The sequence below is a fragment of the Peribacillus simplex genome, assembly GCF_001578185.1.
GTDB classification, from domain to species: Bacteria; Bacillota; Bacilli; order Bacillales; family DSM-1321; genus Peribacillus; species Peribacillus simplex_A.
Genome location: NZ_CP011008.1, coordinates 1,111,216 through 1,136,193, shown reverse-complemented (window position 1 = coordinate 1,136,193; position 24,978 = coordinate 1,111,216). Strand labels below are relative to the sequence as shown.

The 24,978-nt window shown below is 42.3% G+C and carries 23 protein-coding genes and 2 pseudogenes; 11 read left to right on the top strand and 14 right to left on the bottom strand.

Annotated features, from left to right (window positions below; genetic code table 11):
* Positions 1 to 52 precede the first annotated feature (52 nt).
* The 3 genes from UP17_RS05320 to UP17_RS05310 all read right to left on the bottom strand — a co-directional run bounded on the left by UP17_RS05320 (position 53) and on the right by UP17_RS05310 (position 4,204).
* On the bottom strand, positions 53 to 301 hold the full coding sequence (locus UP17_RS05320) for a type B 50S ribosomal protein L31 (RefSeq protein ID WP_061461980.1): 249 nt from the start codon (positions 299 to 301) through the stop codon (positions 53 to 55).
* Between the two features lie 136 nt (positions 302 to 437).
* On the bottom strand, positions 438 to 2,456 hold the full coding sequence (locus tag UP17_RS05315) for an ABC transporter ATP-binding protein (RefSeq protein ID WP_061461979.1): 2,019 nt from the start codon (positions 2,454 to 2,456) through the stop codon (positions 438 to 440).
* Complete coding sequence (locus UP17_RS05310) at positions 2,453 to 4,204, bottom strand: ABC transporter ATP-binding protein (RefSeq protein WP_061461978.1); 1,752 nt, start codon at positions 4,202 to 4,204, stop codon at positions 2,453 to 2,455. Before UP17_RS05310 ends, UP17_RS05315 begins: the two co-directional genes overlap by 4 nt.
* Positions 4,205 to 4,710: 506 nt before the next feature.
* Here UP17_RS05310 and UP17_RS27360 point away from each other — a divergent pair.
* The 4 genes from UP17_RS27360 (at position 4,711) to UP17_RS05295 (ending at position 9,016) form a co-directional block, all read left to right on the top strand.
* Positions 4,711 to 4,881 (top strand): hypothetical protein, encoded by a 171-nt coding sequence (locus UP17_RS27360; protein WP_155727248.1) that lies wholly within the window; start codon positions 4,711 to 4,713, stop codon positions 4,879 to 4,881.
* 105 nt (positions 4,882 to 4,986) lie between these two features.
* Complete coding sequence (locus UP17_RS05305; protein WP_061461977.1) at positions 4,987 to 6,105, top strand: DUF2515 family protein; 1,119 nt, start codon at positions 4,987 to 4,989, stop codon at positions 6,103 to 6,105.
* Positions 6,106 to 6,178: 73 nt separating this feature from the next.
* The gene (locus tag UP17_RS05300; RefSeq protein WP_061461976.1) at positions 6,179 to 6,532 is read left to right on the top strand and encodes a hypothetical protein; all 354 of its coding nucleotides are present in this window, start codon (positions 6,179 to 6,181) and stop codon (positions 6,530 to 6,532) included.
* 369 nt (positions 6,533 to 6,901) lie between these two features.
* On the top strand, positions 6,902 to 9,016 hold the full coding sequence (locus tag UP17_RS05295) for a peptidoglycan D,D-transpeptidase FtsI family protein (RefSeq protein ID WP_081108714.1): 2,115 nt from the start codon (positions 6,902 to 6,904) through the stop codon (positions 9,014 to 9,016).
* A 53-nt stretch (positions 9,017 to 9,069) separates the two neighbouring features.
* Here UP17_RS05295 and UP17_RS05290 read toward each other — a convergent pair.
* Both UP17_RS05290 and glpK read right to left on the bottom strand, forming a co-directional pair.
* Positions 9,070 to 9,519: pseudogene (locus UP17_RS05290) on the bottom strand (CBS domain-containing protein); the annotation flags it as partial.
* Between the two features lie 85 nt (positions 9,520 to 9,604).
* Positions 9,605 to 11,032: pseudogene (gene glpK, locus UP17_RS05285) on the bottom strand (glycerol kinase GlpK); the annotation flags it as partial.
* A gap of 462 nt (positions 11,033 to 11,494) precedes the next feature.
* On the opposite strand from glpK, the gene UP17_RS05280 reads away from it, so the two are divergent.
* Together UP17_RS05280 and UP17_RS05275 are read left to right on the top strand one after the other, a co-directional pair.
* Positions 11,495 to 12,286 carry a TIGR00266 family protein gene (locus UP17_RS05280; RefSeq protein WP_061461973.1) on the top strand — a complete coding sequence of 264 codons (792 nt, stop codon included), beginning with the start codon at positions 11,495 to 11,497 and terminating at the stop codon, positions 12,284 to 12,286.
* An 88-nt stretch (positions 12,287 to 12,374) separates the two neighbouring features.
* Positions 12,375 to 12,581, top strand: a complete 207-nt coding sequence (locus tag UP17_RS05275; protein WP_250211763.1) for a hypothetical protein — start codon at positions 12,375 to 12,377, stop codon at positions 12,579 to 12,581.
* A 2-nt stretch (positions 12,582 to 12,583) separates the two neighbouring features.
* Here the strand turns inward: UP17_RS05275 and UP17_RS05270 are convergent, their stop codons facing one another.
* Positions 12,584 to 13,333, bottom strand: a complete 750-nt coding sequence (locus UP17_RS05270; RefSeq protein ID WP_061461971.1) for an SDR family NAD(P)-dependent oxidoreductase — start codon at positions 13,331 to 13,333, stop codon at positions 12,584 to 12,586.
* Positions 13,334 to 13,581: 248 nt separating this feature from the next.
* Between UP17_RS05270 and UP17_RS05265 the strand changes: the two genes are divergently transcribed.
* Both UP17_RS05265 and UP17_RS05260 read left to right on the top strand, forming a co-directional pair.
* Positions 13,582 to 13,878, top strand: coding sequence for a phasin family protein (locus tag UP17_RS05265; RefSeq protein ID WP_061461970.1), 297 nt, complete (start codon positions 13,582 to 13,584; stop codon positions 13,876 to 13,878).
* A 15-nt stretch (positions 13,879 to 13,893) separates the two neighbouring features.
* Positions 13,894 to 15,564: an ABC1 kinase family protein gene (locus UP17_RS05260; protein ID WP_061461969.1), complete on the top strand. Its 1,671-nt coding sequence runs from the start codon at positions 13,894 to 13,896 to the stop codon at positions 15,562 to 15,564.
* Between the two features lie 57 nt (positions 15,565 to 15,621).
* Here the strand turns inward: UP17_RS05260 and UP17_RS05255 are convergent, their stop codons facing one another.
* The 4 genes from UP17_RS05255 to UP17_RS05240 form a co-directional block, all read right to left on the bottom strand.
* Positions 15,622 to 16,554, bottom strand: a complete 933-nt coding sequence (locus UP17_RS05255; protein ID WP_061461968.1) for a catalase family peroxidase — start codon at positions 16,552 to 16,554, stop codon at positions 15,622 to 15,624.
* A gap of 264 nt (positions 16,555 to 16,818) precedes the next feature.
* Positions 16,819 to 17,133: a YbjQ family protein gene (locus tag UP17_RS05250; RefSeq protein WP_061461967.1), complete on the bottom strand. Its 315-nt coding sequence runs from the start codon at positions 17,131 to 17,133 to the stop codon at positions 16,819 to 16,821.
* The gene (locus tag UP17_RS05245) at positions 17,114 to 17,332 is read right to left on the bottom strand and encodes a hypothetical protein (protein WP_061461966.1); all 219 of its coding nucleotides are present in this window, start codon (positions 17,330 to 17,332) and stop codon (positions 17,114 to 17,116) included. Before UP17_RS05245 ends, UP17_RS05250 begins: the two co-directional genes overlap by 20 nt.
* Before the next feature lie 261 nt (positions 17,333 to 17,593).
* Positions 17,594 to 18,022, bottom strand: coding sequence for an Lrp/AsnC family transcriptional regulator (locus UP17_RS05240; protein ID WP_061461965.1), 429 nt, complete (start codon positions 18,020 to 18,022; stop codon positions 17,594 to 17,596).
* 118 nt (positions 18,023 to 18,140) lie between these two features.
* On the opposite strand from UP17_RS05240, the gene UP17_RS05235 reads away from it, so the two are divergent.
* The gene (locus UP17_RS05235; protein ID WP_061461964.1) at positions 18,141 to 18,536 is read left to right on the top strand and encodes a carboxymuconolactone decarboxylase family protein; all 396 of its coding nucleotides are present in this window, start codon (positions 18,141 to 18,143) and stop codon (positions 18,534 to 18,536) included.
* A gap of 115 nt (positions 18,537 to 18,651) precedes the next feature.
* Here the strand turns inward: UP17_RS05235 and UP17_RS05230 are convergent, their stop codons facing one another.
* Positions 18,652 to 19,119 (bottom strand): Lrp/AsnC family transcriptional regulator, encoded by a 468-nt coding sequence (locus UP17_RS05230; protein ID WP_061461963.1) that lies wholly within the window; start codon positions 19,117 to 19,119, stop codon positions 18,652 to 18,654.
* A gap of 171 nt (positions 19,120 to 19,290) precedes the next feature.
* On the opposite strand from UP17_RS05230, the gene hisC reads away from it, so the two are divergent.
* Complete coding sequence (hisC, locus tag UP17_RS05225) at positions 19,291 to 20,403, top strand: histidinol-phosphate transaminase (protein ID WP_061461962.1); 1,113 nt, start codon at positions 19,291 to 19,293, stop codon at positions 20,401 to 20,403.
* A 95-nt stretch (positions 20,404 to 20,498) separates the two neighbouring features.
* Here hisC and UP17_RS05220 read toward each other — a convergent pair whose 3' ends face one another.
* Complete coding sequence (locus UP17_RS05220; protein ID WP_061461961.1) at positions 20,499 to 21,875, bottom strand: amino acid permease; 1,377 nt, start codon at positions 21,873 to 21,875, stop codon at positions 20,499 to 20,501.
* Positions 21,876 to 21,990: 115 nt separating this feature from the next.
* On the opposite strand from UP17_RS05220, the gene UP17_RS05215 reads away from it, so the two are divergent.
* Positions 21,991 to 22,176: a hypothetical protein gene (locus UP17_RS05215; protein ID WP_061461960.1), complete on the top strand. Its 186-nt coding sequence runs from the start codon at positions 21,991 to 21,993 to the stop codon at positions 22,174 to 22,176.
* An 84-nt stretch (positions 22,177 to 22,260) separates the two neighbouring features.
* Here UP17_RS05215 and lpdA read toward each other — a convergent pair whose 3' ends face one another.
* Together lpdA and UP17_RS05205 are read right to left on the bottom strand one after the other, a co-directional pair.
* Entirely contained in the window at positions 22,261 to 23,685 is a 1,425-nt protein-coding gene (gene lpdA, locus UP17_RS05210; protein WP_061461959.1) for a dihydrolipoyl dehydrogenase, read from the bottom strand.
* Positions 23,686 to 24,966 (bottom strand): dihydrolipoamide acetyltransferase family protein, encoded by a 1,281-nt coding sequence (locus UP17_RS05205; protein ID WP_061461958.1) that lies wholly within the window; start codon positions 24,964 to 24,966, stop codon positions 23,686 to 23,688.
* Positions 24,967 to 24,978: the final 12 nt, after the last annotated feature.

Below are 24,978 nucleotides of genomic sequence, written 5' to 3'. Positions count from 1 at the left end.
TTTTTCAACCTATTAATAAATAAAGGCCAACGATTTCTCGATGGCCTCTCTTTCATTTCTTCATATTATATTTATCCAAAAAGCGGTCCACCCGTCCGCCTTTTTCAGCAAACTTCTGCTTTCCAGTATAGAAAGGGTGGGTATCTGAACTGATCTCCACTTTTAATAAAGGATACGTTTGCCCATCTTCCCACTCGATCGTTTCATTGGACGTTTTCGTGGAACCTGTCAAAAATTTATACCCACTGTTGGTATCCATAAATACTACTTGTCGATAATCGGGATGAATTTCTTGTTTCACTATTATCACCTCATTGTTAATATGGGTATATGTTAAAAGTAATGATTACTATTATCAATCATTTTGCTTGAAGGTGCCAATAACCGGCACCTCCTTATAGTTTAATCTTGATTATCCATACTTATTCAATTGTGCTTCAACCGGCCATCCCGTTATGCGGACCGGCCTGCAGTTCATACATTTGATAATACTTCCCTTTTAATTCCATTAATTCTTCATGTGTACCTTGCTCGGAAATCCGCCCTTTATCCAGTACAAGAATTTGGTCGGCATTTTTAATCGTGGAAAGTCTATGTGCAATGATAAAGGTCGTTCTCCCTTTTTTCAGCACATCCATTCCCTCCTGGATAATTGCCTCGGTTTCAGTGTCGATGCTTGCAGTCGCTTCATCCAATATCAGAATCGCTGGATTGAATGCAAGAGCACGTGCAAAAGAGATGAGCTGCCGCTGTCCAGAAGATAACGTTCCTCCTTTTTCAATCACGGGTTCATCCAGCCCTAAAGGAAGATGCTTCAGCACTTTGTCCCCTCCTACATCTTTTAATGATTTTTCAACCATTTCCCTTGTGATGCCTTTATGATTCAGACTGATATTGGAAGCGATGGTGCCAGTAAATAAATAGGGATCCTGTAGGACGATTCCCATATGCTCCCTAAGCGTTTGATGGGGGATATCCAAAATATTCCTGCCATCAATTTTGATTTGCCCTTCGCTGCTATCATAAAAACGGAACAGTAAATTCATTATTGAACTTTTTCCTGATCCAGTATGGCCTACTAAAGCGACCGTTTCCCCTTGCTTAGCTGAGAAGGAAATGTCCCTTAACACATATTCATCATCCTTATAGCCAAAAGAAACATTTTCAAATTGCACGTTTCCTTTGTACCTGGATATGTTTTCATCACTGACAGCCAATCCCTGCTCATCCAATAAACTGAATGCCCGCTCCCCTGCAACAAGTGCCTGTTCTAGGTTAGCGAACTGATTGACGATTCCGTGAAGCGGATGAAGCAGTCGGCTGATCAAATCAACAATTGCATACATCATTCCTAAAGAAATGGCTGAACTCGCTGTAAGGGAAATCCCGCCGAAATACCAGACGAATGCCATTAGCGCCAAAACCTTAATGACACCAATCAAGTTTCCACCCGTCAACGAATTCAAATGGAGCATTTTATTTTGATAGGAATAATGCTCCCGGTTCAAATTTTCAAATGTTTGCTTCGTTTCCTTTTCACGTCCAAATGCCTGAATGATGCTCATTCCAGAAATGGATTCATTGATCATCCCATTAATATCGCTGACCCGTTCCCTAATGATGTGATTATATTTCGAGGCGAATTTACGGTATACAGTCGTCCAGATAACGATGATCGGAATAAGTAAAAGGCCAATGGTACCAACACGTGCATCCAGAATAAACAAAGCAATGAGAACGCCGAAGATATTAATCGTGCTCGAGAAAAAGTTGGCGAGCACGGTTACATATAATTCCCGGATCGCTTCCGTATCATTAGTGACCCTTGCTACAACTTTTCCCGCTGGCATATTATCGAAATAACGTATCGGTAAACGGGAAATATGCTTAAAAATATCATTTCGCATCTTCTGAATGATTCGGTTGGCCGCTTTTTGCAAATAAAAACTCTGCCCATATTGAAAAATGGAAGAAATGATGACAAGGCCAAAGTAAAAAGCCACAAGCTTAAGGATCCGCGGAATTTCCGGTTGGTAAAACCGCATCACTTCCTGACTGGTCAACTTCACTGCTTGCGCCCGTTGCTCTTTTCCGTCTTTCTTGATGATCAACGATTGGTTCTCCAAGGTTCTGCGTCCATCCATTGGTACAGCTTCATTTACGAAGACAAATTGATTGCCAACCTGCAGAACGTGGACTTCCCTGCCTTTCTTCTCACCTTCAGTGAAGTAATCAGCCCGTTTATACCATTTTTCTTCATACTCCACAGCATCTTTTCCTTTAACCGTTTCATACCAGGAGGATTCGATGCCAAGTATATGTGAATCAATGATTTTCTTGGCAACGAACGGACCCGTTAAATCGGCCGCTACCGAAAGTGCCAGCATGATCAGGGCGCCAATGATCAATTTTTTATAAAGGGCAGCATAATTAAAAAGTTTCTTTACGACCTTCATGCCTTCACCTCCGTTCCTTCATCAACCTGCTGCCGCTCGTATTGCTCCCTATACCAGCCATTATCCTGCAGTAAATCTTCGTGAGTCCCCTCTTCGATGATCTCTCCGCCATCCAACACGATAATCCTATCCGCGTGCTGAACGGCTGATAAGCGATGGGTTGTGATGATGGTCGTTTTCCCTGCCCGTTCATTTTGGATATTTTCAATGATGGTCGTTTCCGTTTTCGCATCCACAGCGGATAAGGAATCATCCAATATTAGGATTTCTGGATTTTTGATCAGTGCCCTGGCAATCGAGATCCTCTGCTTTTGCCCTCCAGATAGAGCGACACCCTTCTCACCGACAAGTGTCTCAAGGCGGTTGGGCAGCATCATTAAGTCCTTCTCAAAATCCGCAAGCCGGATAGCTTCAGCCAGTTCATCTTCCGTTGCATCCATTTTACCGAATAAGATATTTTCCCTCACAGACTTTGAGAATAAAAAATGGTCCTGTGGGACATAGCCGATCCAATTACGAATATCTTCAAGGTCCAGTTGCTCCAGCGGCATGCCTGCAAAAGCAATTTCTCCTCTTCCTAAAGGATATTCCCGGAGCAATTGCTTCACGAATGTCGTTTTTCCACTTCCTGTCTTCCCAACTATCCCTAATGTTTGACCACGCTCAAGCTGAACGGAAATATTGGATAGATTCACAACTGTTGAGGATGGGTATGTAAAAAACACGGAATTGAATTGGATATTTTCCGGATTCGGAATACTCTCCAGACCCCATGAGTTCTTCACATCCGCCTCATATGAAAGGGTGTCTTGAACACGGTCAAGCGAAGCATTTCCCCTTTGCATGACATTGATCAGTTCACCCACCGCGATCATCGGCCAAATTAACATGCCTAGGTAAACATTGAACGAAACAAGTCCGCCAAGCGTTATGGCCTGTTGAAAAACAAGATAAGCCCCGTAGCCCAAACCGATTAAATAACTGATGCCGATGATAATGCTTATCGTCGGATCAAAGAGGGCGTCGATTCTTGCCACCGCGAGATTTTTGCGATAAACATCCTCTGTCATTTCATCAAATCGCTTTTCATCCTCCCGTTCCTGGACATAGGCCCGGATGACCCGGACACCTGAAATGGATTCAAGGACCTTGTCATTTAAAGAACCAAATGCTGCTTGTGCATCCGTAAAACGTTTGTAAATTTTCTTCACGTAGATTTGCATCATCACTGCCATGATCGGAAGTGGCAGCACCGCCGCAATCGTCAACTCCCAGCTGATGGTGGCGCCCATCATGACCACAACCGTAATGGTGAACAGAACCGAGTCAACGAGCGTCAATATCCCGAAACCAGCTGTGAGGGAAATTGCCTTTAAATCATTGGTTGCCCTGGCCATTAAATCCCCTGTACGGTTTTTTTCATAAAAAGTCGGCGTCATTTTCAGCAAATGGCTCATAAATCCGGACCTTATTTTTCGTTCGACCAAGTTTCCGCCGCCGAATAACAGAAAACTCCATAAGTAACCAAATAAGTAGCTTCCGCCCAGTACCATAAGCAAATAAACAACGTATTTCATGACACCCTCCTGCGTCATGCTGCCATTGTTCATATCATCGATGGCATTTCCGACGAGCTTTGGCGGGATAACCTCCAGGATATTGACTAGACATAGAAATAAAATGGCATAGGTATAGCGCTGCCACTGTTCTTTAAAGAACCAGGACAGCTTTTTAAAAATCGCAAACATGAATTCCCCTCCCTTTTGTTAAAACCTTTCCCTTCACTAACCGCTTTCTGGATCTCCGGGCTGCAGTAAGACTCCCAATGTCATTTGTCTCATTTAAAACTCCTCCTATCACTTATATGGAAAGGCCGCTATTGCACCTGTATCCCCAAAGCCAAAAAGCCTCCGCCAATTAGCGGAAGCTTTTTTAGATGTGTAAGAACACATATAAAGGCGCAGGCCGCGAAAATTCACAACCTGCGCTTTAAAATGATCAATGAGCACGTTCTAATCCTTTGTCTAGAAAGACAAAGTTTCAGGGCAGGCGGACGTATGATATTCAATTGTGATATCTATGTGCTTAACTGATTTAGTCATGACGTTCGCCTCCTTCTCCTTGATTAATGGTAATATTTAACTTATATTAAAAGATTACTACGTGTGTATATTTTTGTCAATTGTGACTTTTCTAGATTATTGATGGATAATCCTTTATTCTTATAATGACGTAACCTAAGGAGGTTCAGCATATGCCATGGAGAAAATATATACTCCTAGCGGTTCCCTTTTTATTATCATCCATTTTCATCTTATTTGCCGTACCGGTCCAATATAGACCGGTTTCCTTCATTCCTGTTTTACTTTTCTGGATAGTTTATTATATTTTATTGTACCGGGAAAAGAAGAAGAAAAATAACTGATGACGAAAGAAAACCATCAACAATCACCTTGAGGGCGTTGCAAATGCAACGCCCCTTTCTTGACGGCTCTGCATATAATGATCGAAAAACATTCGTGGTGATTGTATGTTCTCGCAATATGTGCAGAAGCTGTTAGGCAAACTCCCTGTCAAAACAAAACCCATCATCGATGCTGAAAGATATGACACGCTAAAATCCCATTTACAAAAAGAGCTTTTTCAGCCTTTGGATGTGTCTAAAGCTTTTTTACCTATGGAATCGGCTCTTATAAAAAGCATTCGAACCGAAGCAGCTGCCTGGAACCGGAATAATGCTACAAGAACACAAGCATATCTGGCCTTTTATAATCGTAATCCAGAGGTCCATTGGGCCTTTTTAGCACATATGGTTTCGAGGAATGGGGGATACCATATGACTGATTTGAAAAGTTCATCCATGACCCATCTCTTTGACAGAGCGGAACGGCTGAAATTTTTCCAGTTCCTTGAGCGCGCCAATTCAGCGATATTTGCCGATGCCTTCCCCCAGCTGCTTTTATATGAACATTCAAAACAAAAAGAACTTCCAATAAGGAAGTATTTTCCAATATTCCGCATTTCAAGATTCATGGCCCCGATTTGGGAATCTTTCATCGAGGAACCCCATTCACCCCTTTTGACAACATCCCTTATCATTAATGAACAAAGAATGCTTCAGGAAAGGGTAATAAAACGCACCCGCCATGGTGAAATCCTTCGAAGGCTTGATTTTCAGCTGCAGGAATACTTAGGCTTCATGAACGTTATCTTTCCTTACGCGAATAAACAAGACGGACTCCGTTCCTTGACCGGCCTGACCGTAGACCGCTTTGCCAATCCGAAACAGCGTATTGAAACGGGAAATTTCTTATACGGGCTTCTTTTTCAGGATCCGGTTGTTTTTCACGGTGTTGGCCAATTTACAAAAGAGGTTCCACACACGGGTTCAAGAGAGGATTACTGGGAAAGCATATATACCTCTGATGCATCCGCGGCAAAAGATGATAAAGTTTATAGCCCCATTCTTCATGATGCATGGGCAGATCAAATTGTCTTTCCTCCCCCTTACATTGATTGGTTCACGAATGAAAGCTTCATAGAAGATTTAAGAAGTTCACCGATTATAAAAAAAGCGGACCTGACCAACAAGGTGCTTGAAAATGTAAAGCATCTCAAAACCCTTAACGGAATGAAAGCCATTTTCTAGATCAAGCCTCTTACTTTGAATATCCCATCCTCCATTTGGCAAGAATGGTTAGCAAAAAGAATGGGTGAATCGAATGAGAGGCATTGTACTATTGAATCCAAACTACAATATCGGGGATTTACATGCAAACGAAAGCTTTGCAATCCAAAAGATCGTGACGGACAAGTATATAGACGAAAATAATATTTCCCCGGTCATATTGAATCCGTATCAAATCCATCCTTATTACACTATCCCGCATGAGCTTCTTTTCAATTTACAGAATCGAAAAAAGTGTCAAATCGATTGCCTGGTGCTTCACTCTCTAGCTACGATAGAACGTTTCATCTATATTTACCCTGAAAAGTGGCTTGAGCTATGCGGATATTTCAAAGAGACAATCAGTGTGGCGACTCAAACTCCCGTTCGGAAATACGAAGCAAATTAATGCTTGAATAAAAAATCATGGTACTTAAGGCATTGTGGATCGATTCTCCAGGGTTAAAAGTCCTTGATTGTTCATTTACAATAACCATCATTCTATTTGAGGCTCCCTTTTTTACTGAGCTACACGATAATAAAACTCTTTTATTATTGGCGCCGTATTCTTCTATTAAAATCCCTCGCAAATCATTGGCTATTAATTCGTATTAATTTTCCCAATTGCGCGATTACTAGTAATTTTATAACTCCTAAACTATCTTTTGGAAATATAGATAAATTTACGGATAAAGCATAGAAAAATAAGTTAATTTTATATATCATTGGAGATAGGAATTTTCTTATTTTTTACTTTTACTAGAAAGGAATGTTAATGATGACCAAAGAAAAAAAGAAAAAAAACCCAATTCCTTTCCGATTGAACATTTTTTTCTTTTTAATATTCATTTTATTTTCAAGCTTAATAATCCGGCTTGGCATCGTCCAAATCGTGTATGGGGATGATTACCTCCGTGAAGTCGATCGAACGGAAAACGATGTGGCCAATACCCCCGTTCCCCGTGGGAAGATGTATGACCGGAACTTGAATCCGATCGTTGATAATGAGCCACGCAATGCCATTACCTATACGAAATACCCGAATACGAAAACGGCCGATATGGTAAAGACGGCTGAGGTCCTTGCTACCTTGATAGAAAAAGATACAAAAAAGGTAACGACCCCGGATAAAAAGGATTTTTGGATTTTAAAACATCCGAAAAAAGCCGAAGCTTTGATTACCAAGGCCGAGAGGAAGAAAGTAGACGAAAAGAAACTGAAGCAAAAAGATTTATACAAACTTCAAATGGAACGGGTAACCGATGAGAATATCAAGGAATTCACCAAGGATGAATTGGAAGTGATAGCCATCTTCCGGGAATTCAATAGTGGCTATGCCCTCGCCCCTTCCATCGTGAAGAACAAAGATGTCACTACAAAGGAATACGCCAGGGTTAGTGAGCATTTGGATGAAATGCCAGGCGTGGACGTAACGACTGATTGGGAAAGGACCTATAAGTATGACGAGACCCTCCGCTCGGTTCTGGGCAAAGTCTCTTCTTCCGAAGAAGGGATTCCCAGTGAAAATATTGACTATTATCTGGCACGCGACTATACCAGGAATGATCGGGTCGGAAAAAGTTATCTCGAAAAACAATATGAAGATGTCCTGCGCGGCCAAAAGACGCGGGTTGAAAATGTGCTGAGCAAAGGGGAGGTCATCAAAACGAATACCCTCACCGAAGGACAAAGCGGAAAAGACTTGGTCCTGACAATCGATATGGAGCTGCAGCAAAAGGTAGAAGCTATCATCGAGAGCGAATTGCGGAGGGCGAAAGCTAGGGGAAATACCTACTTATTAGATCGTGCCTTCGTCGTTTTGATGGACCCGAATACAGGTGAGGTGCTTACGATGGCCGGCAGGCAATACGGGCGTAACAGTAAAACCGGCTTGACCGAAATGAACGATTTCGCCCTTGGAAACATTACGACCTCCTATACGATGGGGTCATCTGTTAAAGGGGCTACGGTCTATACAGGCTTTCAAACTGGAGCCATCGCGCCAGGGTCGGCGTTTCATGACCATCCACTTTTATTAGCTGGTGCCAAACCCAAAAAATCTTATAGCCCTTTAGGGTATGTAACGGATGTTTCTGCATTAAAAAAATCGTCGAATGTCTATATGTTCATGACGGCGATCAGAATTGCCGGCGGTCATTATATCCCTCATCAACCGTTAGGGATCAACCGGGAAGCTTATTCCATCATGCGGAATCATTATGCCCAATTCGGATTGGGGGTCCGTACCGGCATCGACTTGCCTAATGAATCCGTAGGGTTTAAAGGAGTCGATATGTCAACAGATGGATTGCTCCTGGATTTATCGATTGGCCAGTATGATACATATACACCAATGCAATTGGCACAGTACGTTTCGACGATTGCAAATGGCGGAAAAAGGCTTGAGCCACATATGGTCAAGGAAATCAGGAACCCATCCAACGAACACAATGAATTGGGCAGCGTCTTTAAAACGATGAGTCCCAATGTATTAAACGATTTAGGCGGGAAAGACGTCTGGATTCAGCGTGTTCAGGAAGGATTCAGGCAGGTTGCCCAGGAGCCAGGCGGGACGGCATATAACTATTTCGGAGGGAAATCCTACCATGTAGCAGCGAAAACGGGGACAGCCGAAGCCTTTTACGACGGACCGCGAAGAAATCAATATAGTGAACCAGTCCCGACTATCAATCTAACACTTGTAGGTTATGCACCACACAATAACCCGGAAGTGGCATTCTCTGTCGTCGTGCCATGGGTCTATCAAGGCAAGCCCTCTGACGATATCAACAAGCGTATCGGGAAGGAAGTAATGGACGCCTATTTTAAATTGAAGGAAAAAAGAGCAAAAGGTGAATCTGATGCAGACAATGCAATAGAAAACACACAATGATGGTTAACACAAAAAGGCCTGCCCGATTATGAGCAGGCCTTTTTGTGCTCTCACTACTCCAGCTTTTGAACGAATTCCTTATATAGAGCCCTAAGTGCATCTCCCCTGCTGATGATGCCTACGACTTTATCATTTTTGTCCACGACGGGGATTTTCTTGAAATGATGCTTGGAAAGGACCTTTATCAATACATCTAACGGATCTTCGGGGGATAGCTTTGTAATTCTTTTATTTTTTATGATTTGTGAGACTTTATCATTCATTTTGGATGTAACCTTTTCATCCAATTCTTCACCAGGAAGAACCGTAATGTATGTGAAATACCCCATGATGGCTTCCTCAGCAGGTTTCAAATAACGAAGGATATCCCCGTCCGTCACCATTCCCAATAGCTTATCGCGTTCATCCACAACCGGGACCCCGCCCACTTTATTTTCGATCAAGATTCGCAGAATTTCCTTTAGTGTAAAATCAGGACGGGCTACATAGACTTCCCTTATCATGAAATCCTTAACTAACATAATACCACCCCTTTTTTTAAGTTCGTCTTCTAAATTCATCTCCTTTCTATTTATACCCTTTTTTGCTCTATTTAAAAACCCTTGCCGCCTGGACTGCCTTTTTCCAGCCATTATATAAATCCTTCCGTTCCTGCTCTTCCATCTTAGGTTCGAATTTCTTATCGACGGCCCATAGCTTTGAAATCTCTTCCTGCTTACCCAATAACCGACTGCGAGCCCAGCTAAATACGCTGCCCCTAACGCTGTCGTCTCACTAATAACCGGCCTTTCGACTGGTACATTCAAGAGGCCGCTTTGGAATTCCATCAAGAAGCCGTTTTTGACAACCCCGCCATCGACCCTAAATGCCTTTAGGTTAATTCCTGAATCGACTTCCATGGCGCAAAGGACATCTTTTGTCTGGTAGGCCAAAGCTTCCAATGTTGCCACGGACGAAATGCTCCTTCGAAGTCCCCCTTGTTAATCCGAATACCGCTCCCCTGACATTACTATCCCAATAAGGGGTACCTAATCCATCAAATGCTGGGACGACATAGACGCCATCGGCTGAATTGACCCGTTTTGTATACATTTCACTGTCCTTCGAATTCAAGAGTTTCAATCCATCCCTTAACCATTGTATGGCCGAACCTGCAACAAAAACACTGCCTTCCAATGCATATTCGACTTTTCCGTTCAGCCCCCATGCAATCGTGGTCAATAGGCCATGCTCTGATTTCACTGCCTTTTCTCCTGTATTCATCAGCATAAAGCATCCTGTACCGTACGTATTCTTGGCCATTCCTTTTTCAAAACATTCTTGGCCGAACAAAGCGGCCTGTTGATCTCCCGCTGCCCCGGCAATCGGGGTTTCATGGCCAAAGAAATGATGTGGGGCTGTATTCCCATATACCTCCGATGAAGAACGAACATCCGGCAGCATCGATTGCGGTACTTGCAGTATTTCCAGAAGCTCTTCGTCCCACTTCAAATCATGAATGTTATACATCAGCGTCCTTGAAGCATTCGAATAATCGGTTACATGGGCTTTACCACCCGAAAGTTTCCATATGAGCCACGTATCGATCGTACTAAACAATAAGTCTCCGCTTTCAGCTTTTTCCCGTGCCCCATCTACGTGGTCGAGAATCCACTTCACCTTTGTACCGGAAAAATAAGCATCAATCAACAAACCGGTTTTCCGTAAAAATAAGTCATCAAGACCCTCATCCTTCAATCGCTCGCAAATTTCGCTTGTCTGCCTGGATTGCCAGACGATGGCATGATGAATCGGCTGACCTGTTTCTTTATCCCATACCACGGTCGTCTCCCGTTGATTCGTTATGCCAATCCCAGCAATCTGTTCTGGTTTTATATTCATTTCCGATAAACAGGAAGCGATTACCGATAAAACGGAACCCCAAATTTCATTTGCATTGTGCTCCACCCATCCAGGATTCGGGAAATATTGGATGAATTCCTTTTGGGCAATATGCAAAACTTCCCTTCTTTTATTAAGGCTCTTTTCGTAAAGATTGTTGTTTTTAAAACGAAACTATTTAAGGTTGATTGGAGCGGAAGTGCGAGACTCCTGCGGGAGCAGCGGGACAGGTGAGACCCCACAGGCGTTTACGCCGAGGAGGCTCACCGCCCGCACCAAGGAAAGCGAGCATCTGGAGGGGAAATCAACCACAACTCACTACCTGGTAAATAGCAACAAAGTATGTGAAAACAGCCTATTAAAAAAACGGCCCGGGAACTTGTCGTTCCCTGATCCAATGATAATATGTAAGTATCCATGGTTGTCTCCTCCTACACCTAAGATTCCTAAGTGTCTTGCTGTTTTTTCTTTCTTCATTTTTCTTGATATACCCGTAAAAACAAAAAATATATAAAGTACGGCGAAAAACTGAAAAATATTAGCAGGTTAAGAGATTATCTTTTACAATGAACATAAGTTGGATAGGAGGAATGGAAAATGAATAATCATGAAATAGATTTTAAAATATATGGAGATGACATGCAGTTTGTTGAAGTGGAATTGGATCATCAGGAAACGGTGATTGCAGAAGCTGGAAGTTTAATGATGATGGAAGATCAAATCAAGATGGAAACCATCTTTGGTGATGGGTCTTCGAGTAGCGACGGCGGAATGATGGGGAAGCTATTTGGCGCTGGAAAAAGGCTCCTTACAGGTGAGAGTCTTTTCATGACGGCTTTTACGAATGAAGGAAGAGAAAAAAAACACGTTTCCTTTGCCTCACCTTATCCAGGTAAAATCATTCCGATGGATTTAAGCGAGCTCGGTGGGAAAATCATTTGCCAAAAAGACGCTTTCCTTGCTGCAGCGAAAGGTGTTTCGGTCGGAATTGAGTTTCAGAGAAAAATAGGTGCAGGCTTCTTTGGCGGCGAAGGCTTCATCATGCAAAAGCTTGAAGGAGATGGAATGACCTTCGTGCATGCCGGTGGCACAATCCATAAAAAAGAATTGGTTGCAGGAGAGATCTTACGCGTGGATACAGGATGTTTAGTAGCCATGACTAGCGGAATAGATTATAACATTGAATTCGTAAAAGGCGTGAAAACCGCTTTATTCGGAGGCGAAGGTTTATTCTTTGCAACATTAAAAGGACCCGGAACCGTCTGGGTGCAATCTTTGCCATTCAGCCGTCTTGCCAGCCGTGTATTCGCTGCAATGCCGCAAAATGGCGGATCTTCTGACGAAGGCAGTGTTACTAGAGGTTTATTCAATTTATTCAACGATAAATAAGAACCGGACCAATGGCTGCCATCATGGCAGCCATTGATCACTTTTTTAAAGGATGGATATCTACATGCAGCTTGTTAAGTGGTCCTACATGAGACGCAATAATATCAGGGCTTTTTTTGATCAATTCCCGAATTCGCCTGTTATTTTCCGTAAAATAAGAGATTACTATTTTGTTTATACCGTTCACTGGACAGCTGCCGATGCCCCTATCGGCATAAAGGAGCTTGAAGAAATGGAACAGCTGCTCAACCGTGAGCTCGGAACTGAACTTCAATATCTTTATCGGAAAAAATGAGTTCACTCCTCGTACATCATTTTTCTTGTCATGCCTCCATCGACGATAAGATCAGCACCCGTAACGAAGTCATTTTCCGTTGCCGTCAAATAAAGACATGCCCTTGCTATATCTTCCGGTTTGCCAACCCGATTGGAAAAATGCTGTTGATGATCTTCATCCCTCAACGAGTCATAATCACCCGTTTCAATCCACCCCGGAGAAATCGAATTGACCGTAATTTTCTCTTTACTGAACGAAGCGGCAAGTGCATGGGTCAGGGCTTTGATCCCTCCTTTTGTCGCAGCATAGGATTCCGAATCCGGCTCAGACATTATCGCTCTTGTTGATGCTAAATTGATGATTGCACCTCCCATTTCATTATTCCGCATCGATGCAGCCGCTGCCCTGGAACAAAGGAAAACACTGCGTAGATTCGTATTCATCATATCGTCCCATTCCTCAATCGTCAGCTCATAAAGCGATTTGAACAATGCCTTTCCCGCATTATTGATTAATATATCAATGGTCTTATATGTTTTTAGAGTGACATCCATCAAATGCTGGATGTCAGCTTCCTTGCGAACATCCGTCTTAACGAACATGGCTTCATGCCCATTATTTTTAAGCTCTTCCGCATACAGCAGACCTTCCTGCTCGTCCATATCTGCGAGAACCACCGATGCACCGCTTTCTGCATAACCCTTTGCCACACCTCTCCCAATACCATTTGAAGCGCCCGTTACAATCACCGTTTTGTTTGCAAAACCCATCATTTCACCCTCACTTTCGCCAGCTTATTTTTCCTTATCATAATATCCAATTCGCTTCACTACAAACACTACCCTTGGGTGATCAACAAATCCGTTTCCTACCCATCAACAATCAGCAGGACCCATTATATTTTTGTAGCGGCCTCCAATGATGTATGATAATAAAAACAGCAAGAAAGAACCTGGGTGAAGGGCACCCGCTATTATTTTTCTTAAAGTGTAAAAAATTTATATTGGAGGAATTAAAAATGGACTTATTAAAAAATGTGTTTTCTTTAGGATTAGGTGCTGCCGCTGCTACAAAGGAACAAATTGAAAAAGCAGTGGACTCTCTTGTAAAAAAAGGCGAAATCAGCAAAGAAGACTCCAAGGATCTTATTAAGAATTGGGTCGAAAAAGGGGAACTAGCCCAAAAACAATTGGATGATTCCGTCAAGGCCAAAGTCAATCAAGCGCTCAACGGCCTAAACTTGGCAACCAAAGAAGAAGTTCAGGACTTAGAGCGCCGCATCCAAATTTTAGAGAAACAGAACCAACAATCGTGATTTGGAGGTACTTGAATGTTTGGCAAGCGACTGAAACACGCACATCGTTACCAGGAAATCATTAATGCCTTTTTGAAAAATGGTTTTGGTTACTTCATCTATCGCCTTGGATTATCCGAGAGTAAAGCGGCATCGAAACTCCAGCCCGACGAAAACCTGAACCTCCGCTCAATCGGAGAGCGGCTGCATACGATTTTACAAAGCCTGGGACCTACATTCATTAAACTTGGTCAGATTGCAAGCACGAGGCGTGACTTCGTTCCGGAAGAAATCATCCGCGAACTTGAAAAGCTGCAGGACCAGGTCACCCCCTTTCCATTTGATAAGGTTCGCAAAATTATTGAAGCCGAATTGGGTGATTCTTTGGAAAACATTTTTCTTGAATTCCATGAAAAACCACTGGCTACCGCTTCGATTGGGCAGGTCCATACTGCAAGGCTTCCATCACAGGAAGTCGTAGCAATCAAAGTACAGCGGCCCGATATTCTGCCGACTGTGGAAACGGATTTGGAAATTCTCGATGATTTGGCAAGACTGATGGAAGCACGCATATCTTGGGCCAGACGCTACCAAATCAGAAAAATGATTGATGAATTCGCTAAATCGCTTCGCGCAGAACTCGATTATAACTCCGAGGGTCGAAACGGGGAAAGAATAGCCAAGCAATTCATCGATGATCAAGGGTTTAAGATACCAAGAATCCATTGGGAGTATTCCACAAAAAGGGTCCTGACGATGGAATTCATTCAAGGAATTAAGATCAATCATTATAAACAGCTTGATGATGAAGGTTATGATCGTCGGAAAATCGCAGAAAGATTAGCGAATTCCATGCTTCAGCAAATATTGATCGATGGCTTTTATCACGGCGACCCCCACCCTGGCAACATCATCATTTTGCCAGGAAATGTCGTCGCACTCATGGATTTCGGGATGGTGGGACGTCTGGAGGATGAAACGAAGTATCAGTTCGCCTCGCTTGTCATCAACCTGAAACGTGGAAGCACCAATGGACTGATCAAGACACTTTCAGAAATGGGTCTTCTGACGGACGAAACCGATATGGCGCCATTAAGGGTGGATATTGATGAACTGCGAAATAAATATTATGATATACCATTGAGCCAAATCAGCTTAGGCGGAGCGGTCAATGACCTGTTCACAGTTGCCAATCGGCACCAAGTCCAAATCCCTCCAGAATTCACGATGCTCGGCAAGGCTCTGCTTACCATGGAGGCCATTGTTGAAGGACTAGATCCGCATTTCAGCATCATGAAGGCAGCTGAACCTTTCGGGGAAAGGCTTTTTAAGGAGCGCTACAATCCAAAAAATATTGCGAAGAACGCTTGGAATCAATTCATCGAGTCTGCCGAAGCCATTGCCGAACTACCCAAGGATATCAAGGAAGTAACAGGTATCATAAAAAAAGGGAAATTGCGACTGGATATCAATATTCCCGAACTTCAAGTTTTTTTGCATAAGCTTGATCAAATCTCGAACAGGCTTTCTTTCAGTATTATCCTGCTTGCATTCAGCATAATCATGGTCGGTCTCATTATTGGCTCGGCAATAGGTGGGGAAACCCTGATCCTATGGAAAATACCGGTTATCGAGATTGGATTTGTCGTTGCAACCCTGATGTTCTTACTTATGCTTTACACCATTTTCAGATCCGGAAAAATGTAAACTTACGAAAAAGGGCAAACCCTCTAATAAGGGCTTTCCCTTTTTCATGTTTTCATTTCATTGGTTATTTATCCGACGTTCATATGAAATGGCATACGCCCTATGGCGAAAATGTAAGATTGGATCTTCCGAGCACTCGATTCCTTCAGTAATATTGGTTGGATCAAACAATAAATGATCTCTAATCGTTTCCAACTTATTAGAAATCACTAAATGGCCGACCGTTATTACCTGTTTTTCTTCCGACCAAGCAGTGGTTGGATCGTCAGACGGATCATTTTCCCCTCCTATTTGAATGTTCAATTTAAAGCCCACCGGACCTTGCCTGAGCCTCTCTTCCATTTCTTCTTCCAGATATTCTGCCGAATGCTTGGCTACCTCCTCTTTTGCTAGCATACTTAGGCCGGCATCAGGTACCCACTCATACTTAATAGCCTGACGCCGTCCTTCCGCATTAATGAAATAGAATGCATGAATGGAGTAATATTGACATGTTGAGAAACTGGCTGGAGAACGCATTTCTTTAAGCATTTGCAGGCTTGCCTTGCTTTCAGGGTATTTCAACAGGATTTTTGTAAGCTCTTTCAGATTTGGGAAACCTTCTTTTGCAGACTTGAAAAAGTCAGCAATATCAACAAACGCTTCCGGTGTTTTCGCAAAGAATAGCGGAATGGTGACAGTAATGAGATCTGATGCCTCTCCATTCGGCAATTTAAACTTGACTGCCATGCCCTTCACAGGGGATATGGCATCTGGATGGCTTGGTATCGGCGAGCTATTTGAGAACCGAATGATCACCGGCACGGCTTCATCCTGAAGATGCGAAGCCACCGTTAATGGGGACGCTTTTCCGTTTGGGGTAAAAACCCCCTCATAAACATATCCCCTTGCATGCACCCGCCGATAACCGGGATATGTTCCAGCTACATTTTCAATCACATTAACTGCTTCTCTGACTAGTTCAGGTTTAAAGTTGTCATTTCCCTCCATATACCTCACCCCATCTTTTAAAATTCCAATCCATGTTCTTAGTTATTACCTGTACCCCTTATCCCATTAGCTTATTCAAGGTAAACTTCCGTTCATGCATGCACCTGAAGCATTGATCGTTAAAAAACGCCTGGAAAAATCCAGGCGCTGCACAAATCATGTAATAAAAGTTTTTCTATATAGCTTTTATAATTATAGGAAAAATAGTAAGTAGAACAAGATGGCAAGACCTTATGAACCAGAACTAAAGATCTTCACATTCAATCATTCAACATGAACGGCAGTGCCATAAGCAATGATTTCACTAGCGTTTTGCATGATAGCCGATGTTTCCAGGCGCATTGCAACGATGGCATTCGCCCCTTTCTCTGTCGCTTCATCGACCATCCTGCCAATTGCTTTTTGTCTGGCTTCTTTCATCATTTCCGTATACTCTGTGATTTCACCGCCGACAATGGTCCTCAATCCCGCAAGAATATCTTTTCCAATATGTTTCGATTGAACGCAGTTCCCCTTAACAAGCCCCTTCAGTTCTTTAATTTCTTTTCCAGGAACGGTATTAGTAGTCACGATAATCATATAGTTCGTCCTCTTCCTTTTTTCTGATTTTTTTTACGATCAAATAAAAAATTAACGGTATTGGAGCTTGAATCAAACCAAGAATACCCCACATCCACTGGTTAAAGCCATTCTTCCTTGCATCGACAAATAGATATATGCTTTGGCTCAATAAAATAACCCCACATACAATCAAGGCAAGTTTTTCAAAACTACTCATGAACTCCACTCCACCTACCTTTTTAAATAAAATGTATTATAATCAGTGAAGATTTATGTTATCACCTAAAAAGCTAGAAACCTTCATATAGATGTATTACCTTTTCATATTATACCTTGATGTACACGTGATTTTTCGGGTTCTTCAGAAACTATTCAGGAATGATTCAAAAATATGGCTTCCTTTTTTGCCGGTTAAACCGTTCTGATTCTTCCATTTATGATTAGCCACTTTCATAACAGTTGAAAATAAATAAAATACTCATTCCTGTTCACGCTCCACTTGAGAAAGGATTACATGTGTAACGGTTGCAGCAAAAGGAATTGTCCGATTGATGAATTCCTCCACTTCTTCAAGGTTCTCACTGTGGATTTTCAGCATAAAGCAAGCCTGCCCGGCAATTCGATAGCAAAAGTCAACATTCGGCAGCTTCGAGATATACTTTTTGAATTTCTCATATTCCCCATTTTTTATCGTTGCTTCCACGATACACTCAATAGGAAAACCGATCTTTTTATGATCAATCTCGGCAACATATCCTTTAATGATCCCGAACGACTCCATTTGACGTACCCGGTCGGTAACGGTTGGGGCAGATAGATTTACTTTCTTTGCCAATTCCCTCATGGAAATCCGGCTATTCAGCGTTAATTCAGCAAGGATGCTCCGGTCTTTTTCATCTATTTTCATTTAGAAATTATTCCTCTCTTTTTCTTTATATTTATACAATATTCAACCGAAATATTTTACAAGCGTAATTAATATTCCTGTATTTTTATATTAGGATTATCTCAAGGGGGAGATGCTCATGACAAGAATAAAAAATTCGTCGATTGGCTCCAGTCCGTATCAAAGATTATTTCATTCAGAAGAGATTTCGCATAAATGGTCGGACCTCTCAAATTGCATATCTGCGGATGGGAAACTATCGAAAGAGTTAAAGGAAAACGTCAGAAGGGTACTGGCATACGGTAATGGCTGTTCATACTGTCAGGCAAAAGGTATTCCATTAAAGCCAGAAGATGCGAAAGAAAGCTATGCAATCGCCTTCGCAGAAGTATTCCTCATTCAACGTGAAAAAACAGAGGAAAAGTTTTTCCAAGTATTGAAGGAGGTATTCAGTGATGAAGAGATTTCTGAACTATTGGCATTCATTTGTTTTACAACGGCCCAGCAATATTTCGGGGCTTTGATGGATTTATAATAACGCAAATAAAGGAACAGGCATCTCGCCTCGTTCCTTTTTGCAAAAAGCCTATAAACCCTTCAGTAGTTTGAACGACCATTCGGGTCATATACCTGCATAAATTGAATTCCAGCTAGGTTTTCGCACCATGATCATCCATTTCATTGATCCTTGGAAGAATGGAGCGGGAAGGCACCGGGGATGTCAAAACTACGGAAGTATTCAGATGTCCATAGGGTATTAATCGATCTATAAGTAATCTCATGCTGTCCATATCAGCTAAAGCCGCTTTCAAAAAATATCCAACTGTTCCTGTTACACGATGGCATTCGATAATGTCTAAATCATTTTTAACTAACTGCTCGAAATCGGAAACGGAAACCTTAAGTTCACTTACCTGAATGAACACAAGTACACCTCTTCCTATTGCCAGTGGTGAAACCCTTGCACTGAACCCCTCAATGATTCCCTTTTCTTGCAGGCGATACATACGTTCAGAAATACTGGGCCGGCTGAGAGCCAATTTCTTCGATAGTTCACTAATCGTAATGCGTCCATTCAACTGTAAAAGTTCCAGTAAACAAACGTCTATTTCATCCATGAAGCAACCGCCTTTCATAATGAAGGATTATTAGCTAATATATCTGTAAAATGTTGTATGGAAAGTGAAAAAACATTCTTTTTTGTATGTAATTTTAACAGTTAATATTCTATCATTAAAATTAGTAAATGAAAAAGAAAATTCAGAATTCAACTAAAGGAGGAACCTGCATTGACCTTTACGAAAATCCCGGTTCGAAAAAACATTGAAGACATAAGCCCATATGTTTCCGGTAAGCCAATTGAAGAAGTACAACGTGAACTTGGTCTTGAAACGATCGTTAAATTGGCATCCAATGAGAATCCATTCGGTTGCTCAACTCTAGCAAAAGAAGCCATGCTTACCGAAATGGAGCAAATCTCCTTTTATCCTGAAGGTATGGCACCTGCATTAGCTGAAAAGCTGGCAAGGAAATTGAATATCAATCAAGATCAAATCATCCTAGGAAATGGGTCTGATGAAGTGATACGTTTGTTAACAAGAACCTACATCCAACAAAATGATGAAGTCATCATGGCTGATGTTACATTTCCACGGTATGAAACGAATGTATTGATTGACGGCGGTACACCTGTAAAGATACCTCTTATTAATGGTGTACATGACCTGCAGGGTATGTATGATGCCATAACTGAAAAAACAAGAATGATTTTTGTCTGTAACCCCAATAATCCGACAGGAACGATCGTCGAAAAAGAAAAATTAACATCTTTTATCGAGAAGGTGCCGAAACATATTTTACTGGTCGTTGACGAAGCATACTATGAATATGTCGATGATGAAGATTATTTAGAAACTTTGCCGCTTCTAAATACCCATTCAAATCTGGTCATCTTACGCACTTTTTCAAAGATTTATGGATTGGCTGCATTAAGGATTGGATACGGTTTAATGGATGCTTCCATCATACAAGAGCTAGTTAAAGTGAAAGAACCCTTCAATACCAACCGTTTAGCACAGGCTGCGGCCTTCGCTTCCCTCGATGACCATACATTTGTAGAGCAATGTGCTCGTAAGAACGAGGAAGGAAGAAGATATTTAGAAAACGAAATAAGCGAGATGGGATTAACATTCTTCCCTTCACATGCCAACTTCTTGATGGTCAAACTGAACCATCCTGGCAGGGACATTTTCGAGAAGCTATTGATTTCTGGTGTCATCATCCGTTCTGGTCATTTGCTAGGCTATGAAAATACGATCCGCGTGACCATCGGCACTCCGCTTGAAAATGAGAGATTCATAACCTCCTTACAACATGCAATCAAAAAAACGTCCAGTACTTGAACTACGAAATGAAGTTGCAGTATGATTGATGATTAATAGATAAAAGATACGACATAGACGCCTTTGCCCATGTCGTATCTTTAACGTGGATTTATTTAACAAGATTCCTTTTCTATTATAGTTGTTTCCTGTTCATCCACACTTTTAAATTTAAAGATCGAGATGGAGATCAATGTAGCCAACACAATAAGGCAGGCAACGATGCTGATCCGATTCTGTTCACTGAACACGAACGTGACACAAATGATGCTTAAGGCGATTACTGCAAATAAGGTTACATATGGAAAGCCCCACAATTTAAAACTCGGAGCTTTAGGATATGAGTTGCGAAGTTTTAGCTGCGCTAAACAAATGCTGATCCATACAAGTGATACTACAAAACCCGGAAACGCCATTAATAAAGTAAATGCCCGATCCTGGGCAACGTAGGTAATCATGGAGCCGACGACCAATGCAACGGCACTTAGGATTAAACTATACAAGGGAACGCCATTCTTTGATACATAAGAGAATGACCTGGGAGCCTCCCCTTCTGCAGCTAAAGAATGCAGCATCCGAGTACACCCATATATTCCGGAGTTAGCGGCAGATAAGACGGCCGTAATTAAAATGAAGTTCATGATGTGGGCAGATCCTTGAAAACCGGACATTGACAAAACTTGTACAAACGGACTTGCTTGGTCGCTAATTTCGTTCCAAGGAATCAGACCGCAGATTACAAGTATCGGTAAGGTGAAAAATAATACGACTCTCCAAATATAACTTTTAATGACCTTCGGTAAAATTCGTTCAGCATCTTTTGCTTCCGTTACCGTCAGGCCTATTAACTCGGAACCGCCATATGAGAACATAACGATCAGTAATGCTGAAAAGATGGACATCCACCCATTTGGGAAAAATCCTCCGTGCCCTGTGAAGTTTTGCAGGTAATTAGATCCGCCGCTTGGGATGGCCCCAAATAAAATACAGGCTCCCAAGATAATGAATAGAAGGATCATTGTAATCTTAATGCCGGCAAACCAAAATTCGAATTCACCATAATTTTTAACATTCATCATGTTAACCCCAATGATTAAAGCAGCACACCCTAAACTCAATATCCATAGCGGGATTGTTGGGAGCCAATACTGCAAAAAGCTTCCTGCCACCACTACCTCAATGACACATACGGACAGCCACATGAAACAATACATCCAGCCTATAATAAAGGAACTTCGCTTACCGAATGCTTTCTGAACGAAACCTTTCATATTCGTATTGGGATAGGCGATTGCCATTTCCGCTATAGCTCCCATGACTACAAGAAGTAATAATCCTGCAAAAATATAAGTGAAAATGACTCCTGGCCCTGCTAACGATATGGTTTCGGCACTTCCTTTAAAAATCCCAGTACCTATTGCCCCTCCCATTGCCATCATGCTAATATGCCTCGGCAACAACCTCTTTTGCAGTGACCCACCATTTGATTCCATTACAGCTGCCTCCTTTTTCCCATAATTTTTCTTATAAAAATCAAAACCCATTTCAATCGTTGAAAGGCGAATAGATAAGTTATCTCATCAATCCTTATGGTTTAGGAGTGGAAGGATGCAAAGCCTTCTTGAAAAATCACCTCATACTTCACCAAATAAAAATGATATCAATATGCCGTTAGTTTTACAAGAGTATGATTGCAAGCTAATACTGCTCCTGTTGGTCAAACGCCGTTATCCGGGCCTGATCCTTCAATATGGAGTAAATTTCCTGATAGCCTTGACTTATGGGGGACAATGACCAGGTTTCTGAATCTATTAAAATGAAACACTCCAACCGGGGACTACATTGGTAATCCCCATGAATTTACATCTTCCAGTTATCTTATTTATTTACGATGTGAATCGCATGTCCCAAAACTGCCTCCGCCGCTTCCATCCACCCCTCGGTCAAAGTTGGATGAGGATGCATGCTGAGGGCTATATCTTCGACCCGAGCTGCCAACTCAAGTGCAAGGACCCCTTCACCTATAAGGTTGGAGGCATCTGCACCAACCATGTGCATTCCAAGCAATATGTGGCTTTTTGCATCCACAATCACTTCAGCAAATCCCTCTGTTTCATTCGTTGCAAGCGCCCTTCCATTGGCACTGAACGGGAACTTCCCGGTCTTGACTCTGTATCCCTGTTGTTCTGCTTCTTCACTGCTTAAACCAACCCCTGCTATTTGTGGTTCCGAGAAGATTACATATGGGACATACGGGGAGTCAATGGCACTTGGCAACCCCCCGATTACTTCCGCTGCCACGATACCCTGTTTGGACGCTCGGTGTGCAAGAGCCGGCCCAGGTGTAATGTCACCGATGGCAAAGATGTGCGGCACATTTGTACGGCATTCCATATCTACAGCTATATGGCCCTTTTCACTAACCGTAATGCCTGCCTGATTCAGGCCAATCTCTTCTGTGTTGGGAATCCTGCCAATTGTAACCAGGGTCTTTTCGCTCACTACCACTTCCGCCACCTGGTTTTCCGAGGAAACATGAAGGTGTACTTGGCCATCCACTACACTCGCCTTTTCTACCCGCGCCGATGTTTTAATATCCATGCCTAGCTTCTTGGCATTACGGGTAACTTCCTTGACAAGGTTCTCGGCAACCTGGGGGAGAATGCGGTTGGCCATCTCAATGATGGTCACTTTAGTACCTAACTTTGCAAATGCCATACCCAATTCGATTCCGATATAGCCTCCGCCTATGATCGACAAACTAGATGGGACTTCATGCAGCTGCAAACTTGCTGTTGAATCCAAAATATACTCTCCATCGACTTTAATGAATGATGGAATGAAAGGTCTGGATCCCGTCGCAATAATTGCCTGTTCAAACTTGTAGGTTTCAAAATCGCCATCGGTTTCGACTCCGATACGGTCATCAGATAAAAAGAAGGCTTGACCTTTAACCACAGTCACTCCATTTTCTTTACACAGATGGGCAATACCTTGGTTCAACTGGGAAGTGATGCCCTCTTTCCAATCCTGCCAAATTCCCAAGTCCATTGTGGTTCTTTCTTGAGACAGCCTGATCCCCATTTTCCCTAAATCGTTAAGCTTTTGGTATTGATCGGCTGCGTGAATTAAAGCCTTCGAAGGTATGCAGCCCCGATTAAGACAAGCCCCGCCCAGCTTATCCTTTTCAACAAGCACGACCGATTTCCCTAACTGTCCGAGACGGATCGCCGCAGCATATCCCCCCGGACCTCCTCCCATGATGATAACATCCGTCTCTACAGCAACTTCCCCTACTACCATTTATCTCATCTCCACAACTAAACGAATTGGATTTTCCAGCAGTTCCTTGATTCTATTTGTAAAATGCACCGCTGTAACACCATCTATTAAACGGTGATCGAAAGATAAAGACATATTCATCATTAAACGGATTACACCTTCCAAATCGCGGACGACCATTCGTTGTTCCATTTTATGCAACGCTAATATGGCCGCTTCCGGATAGTTAATGATCGGGGTCGCATGCATCCCACCGATGGGTCCTACATTGCTTATCGTAAATGTACTGCCTGTGATTTGATCTATGCCCAACTTCCCTTCCCGGGCTTGGTTTGCCAATTGCCTGATTTCATCAGCCAGTTGGAAAATGGTTTTTTGATCTGCATGCTTTATGACAGGAACAATGAGACCCTCTTTTGTATTCGTTGCAATCCCAATATGATAATAATTTTTCAAGATGATTTCATTGGTTTTTTCATCAATTGAAGCGTTTAAAGTTTTAAACTCCTTTAAAGCGATTACAATGGCTTTTACGAAAAATGGCAAAAAGGTCAATTTAATATCCTTATCATCGGAATACGCCTTTAATTGATCTTTCAATTCCTTCAATCGATCCATTTCCAATTCATCTACATGGGTTACATGAGGAATGATCGAAACCGACTTCACCATATGTTCAGCGATCTTTTTACGAATGCCCTTAAGGAGAATCCGCTCTTCCCACTCTTTTTCCAATCCTTTTGCCTGGACGGCATACTTCATTGGGGACATATCTTGAAGAATCTTGTCATCATTGTTATTGGCATTTTCCCTTATTATCGAATTATTTTCTTTAAACTGCTTCAAGTCACTTTCGATTATTCGCCCAGCAGGACCGGAGCCTATAACCTGCTCGATATCAACCTTCATTTCCCTTGCCATTTGACGCACGAATGGGGTAGCCAACACACGCACTGCATCAAGATGCGGTTTGCTTGTAACATGCTCTCCATTTACTTTTACATCATCAGATTGAATGACTTGGATATCTCCTTCACTAATGCCTGTTTCCGGAGCAGGCATATCGTTCCCTTCTTGAATTGTGAATATAGTGGTTCCCACTTCCACGATATCCCCTTCGGAAAAGAATATTTTCTTGACCACTCCCGTTGCTGGGGCAGTCAATTCCGCATTAACTTTATCCGTTTGCACCTCAACAATGGGTTGGTCCTGCGTCACCGCATCCCCTTCCTTGATCAGCCATTGGATAATTTCTCCTTCATGCATCCCTTCCCCTACATCAGGAAGTTTAAATTCCATCATGCGTTTTCCTCC